The 3,140-nt window shown below is 39.5% G+C and carries 4 protein-coding genes; 1 reads left to right on the top strand and 3 read right to left on the bottom strand.

Annotated elements, in window-relative coordinates; genetic code table 11:
• Positions 1–270: 270 nt before the first annotated feature.
• Both rpmA and rplU read right to left on the bottom strand, forming a co-directional pair.
• Positions 271–528 (bottom strand): 50S ribosomal protein L27, encoded by a 258-nt coding sequence (gene rpmA / locus A1019T_RS12680; protein ID WP_007393804.1) that lies wholly within the window; start codon positions 526–528, stop codon positions 271–273.
• Positions 529–666: 138 nt separating this feature from the next.
• Positions 667–978, bottom strand: coding sequence for a 50S ribosomal protein L21 (rplU, locus tag A1019T_RS12675; protein ID WP_028858485.1), 312 nt, complete (start codon positions 976–978; stop codon positions 667–669).
• 784 nt (positions 979–1,762) lie between these two features.
• Between rplU and A1019T_RS12670 the strand changes: the two genes are divergently transcribed.
• Positions 1,763–2,692: a polyprenyl synthetase family protein gene (locus tag A1019T_RS12670; RefSeq protein ID WP_244156665.1), complete on the top strand. Its 930-nt coding sequence runs from the start codon at positions 1,763–1,765 to the stop codon at positions 2,690–2,692.
• 174 nt (positions 2,693–2,866) lie between these two features.
• Here the strand turns inward: A1019T_RS12670 and A1019T_RS12665 are convergent.
• The coding region (locus A1019T_RS12665) for an RNA-guided endonuclease InsQ/TnpB family protein (protein WP_143514151.1) at positions 2,867–3,140 on the bottom strand (274 nt) is incomplete at its 5' end.

Raw genomic sequence — 3,140 nt, 5'->3', positions numbered from 1 at the left:
TAATTTTGACTTACAACCCTTTAACGACTTCTTACGACAGTGTGTGTCGCCTTATATCCACCCCCTGAAGTGGGTGGTTTTACGGCGACTGGTGATAAATTATAACATTTGGTCTGTGATTAACTGATTAACTGAAGCTATAAAAAATAAACAACAGCAATAAAAAAAGCCCTGATAAAATATCAGGGCTTTTATTGGTTGGATTGATAATCCTACCGAAATTCATTTAATTAACTTCTCGCCAATTGCAACAAGCTAATTAACCGTAAATTAAGCTTCTTGAACAGAAACGTAACGACGGTTGAATTTACCTTTAGTATCGAACTTAACAACACCATCAGTTAAAGCAAATAGAGTATGGTCACGACCCATGCCTACGCCTTCGCCTGCGTGGAATTCAGTACCACGTTGACGTACGATGATGTTACCAGCCACAACATCTTGACCACCAAATACTTTTACGCCAAGCATTTTTGGGTTAGAGTCACGACCGTTACGAGTTGAACCTGCGGCTTTTTTATGTGCCATGAGAAATCTCCTTACTGAGACTAATTTATAAAAACTTTATACTATATAGATAGCCAATATTAGGACATCAAATCAATACTGTAAATTATTTAATGTAACGCAGCTATCTATATACTTGTAAAGGGAAACTACCAGCTATTAAGCATTAATCGCTTTGATTTTAAGAAGCGTGTACCACTGACGGTGACCTTGCTCTTTATGATAATGCTTACGACGCTTGTGCTTAACGATACGGATTTTTTTACCGCGACCGTGTTCTACTACTTCAGCTTCAACGCTTGCGCCTTCAACAACTGGCTGACCAATTTTATAATCATCGCCATCAACAACCATTAATACATCTTCGATTTTAATGGTTTCGCCTTTTTCAGCTTTAAGTAGCTCAACTTTTAGTAGTTCATCAACGCTTACACGATGCTGTTTACCACCACTTTTAATAACTGCGTACATCTTATGACTCCGTTTAACCCGTGTGCCGTGGTTACTCAAATACCTGAAAGTATTCAAAATAACACTTCAGCTTTTGCCTGATCTACGTACACGACAGGGAAAGTTACAGAAAAATAGCTTTAGAACAATTCCGGCGGGCCAACAAATAAAGTCATCCTTTATTATTGGCTGATGCGTTATTGCCATAAGCTTTGAATATGAAGACGGAATTTTACGCACTTATGGCCCAAATTGCAATAGATGAATGAAAATTAGGCCTATGTTATTATGCGTTACGCCATTAATAGCTAACCACTGACTAGCCTTTGTTAACAATGCTAAAACGATATAGAATTCTTAGCAGTGAAAACTATATTAGAATGGCAATTGATAAACTTAAATCTGTTAGGCTACTAGCCTAGCTCGAGAACTTAATTACTTAAAAAACTATTATCTTAAAAAAGATTAATAGTTAACTCGCAATCATTTTTATAGGATAAGTATTTATAGGATAAGTAGTGCTATAGATTATAATAGATACTTATATAGACGCTTAGTGGTTATATCAAACTTTGGGTGTCTGAATTAATCTTAAGCTCATTAGTTGCTAAGTTAATTGACCCACTGTAGATTTGAATCACTATATAATAACTTTTCATTATTCTAATTTTAGTTGACCGTAAATATGACCACATCAAATACCGCATCATCACCTACTGCTGCAACCTCAGCTCCGTTATTTAGTGAAGCTCCAATCCTGGACTATGCTGACATCCAACAAATTATTGCTGATGATTTTGCAATCATGGACAAGCAAGTCTTTGGCAGCTTAAACTCTAAAGTTCAGTTGGTAATGAGTGTTTCTCAACATGTGATCAATGCTGGCGGTAAACGTATGCGCCCTCTTATCACTTTATTGTGCTCAAGACTTTGCAAAGATGAGCAGTCTGAAGATGCCATGCATTTAGCCGCGATTACTGAGATGCTGCATACCGCCACCTTGGTACATGATGATGTCATTGATGAGTCGGGTATGCGCCGCGGTCGCCCTACAGCCAATGCCACTTGGGACAATCCTACTGCGGTATTGGTTGGCGATTACCTAATTGCACGTGCATTTAATTTATTGGTTGGTTTTCAAAGCCTGCCTTTATTAAAGCTGTTCTCAGATGGTACTTGTGATATTGCAGAAGGTGAAGTACTACAGCTACAACACCAGCACAATCCTGAGGCCACTGAAGACGATTATATGCGTATTATTGACGGTAAGACCTCACGTTTGTTTATGATGGCAACGACTGGCGTGGCGATACTACGAGATAAACCAGAGTTTATGCAGCCCTTTAGTGACTTTGGTCAACACTTCGGTAATGCTTTCCAGATTATTGATGACGTGCTTGATTACAGTGGGGACAGCGAGCTAATGGGCAAGAACTTAGGCGACGATTTAGCCGAAGGCAAGCCTACCCTACCTACTATTGTTGCCCTGCGTTTATTAAAACAAAGCGATGAAGCCAAATATAATAAATTACGTATTGCAGTTCAGACCGGTAAAGTTGATGACGCTCAAGGTTTAATTAAACTGGTTCAAGAATCAGGAGCACTGGCTTACTGTCGTGAACGCGCCTTAGAAGAAACTCGTTTGGCGCAACAAGCCTTAAGTCAGCTTCCTGATAACCAATATCGCAAAGGCTTATGGCAATTAACCGAACTTGCCAGCTCGCGTTTGGCATAATAAACCCCTGCTTTTTGCTGTATGATGGTTTATAGCATTTAAGAACCTAATAAAGCTTTTAAGAACCTGATAAATAGCACCATAAGCTCAGAAGATGCAAAGTCTTCTGAGCTTATTTTTTTAGCCCTAATTATTATTTAAAGCTATAAACAACCCATTGACCTCCTCCCCTCGCTAAACCGAGGGGATTCCTACAGCTAGACGGTCAAGCCCGACCGCGAGGATGTTCTTAGCAGCATTGATATCTCTATCATGCCATGTGCCACACTCAGCACAAGTCCATCCTCTTATTCGCAAACCTGCTCTACCTTTTGGACTACTATCACTTATTTTAAGGCAGCACGAGCAGGTCTGGGTAGTGTAACTCTCATTTACGATCTCAAGCTGACAACCTGCATGCTTGCATTTATATTCCAGTTGTCGTTTAAGCTCAAACCATCCTGCATCA

The organism is Psychrobacter piechaudii (genome assembly GCF_900162825.1).
Taxonomy (GTDB): Bacteria; Pseudomonadota; Gammaproteobacteria; order Pseudomonadales; family Moraxellaceae; genus Psychrobacter; species Psychrobacter piechaudii.
This window is presented reverse-complemented; position numbering and strand designations above follow the sequence as displayed.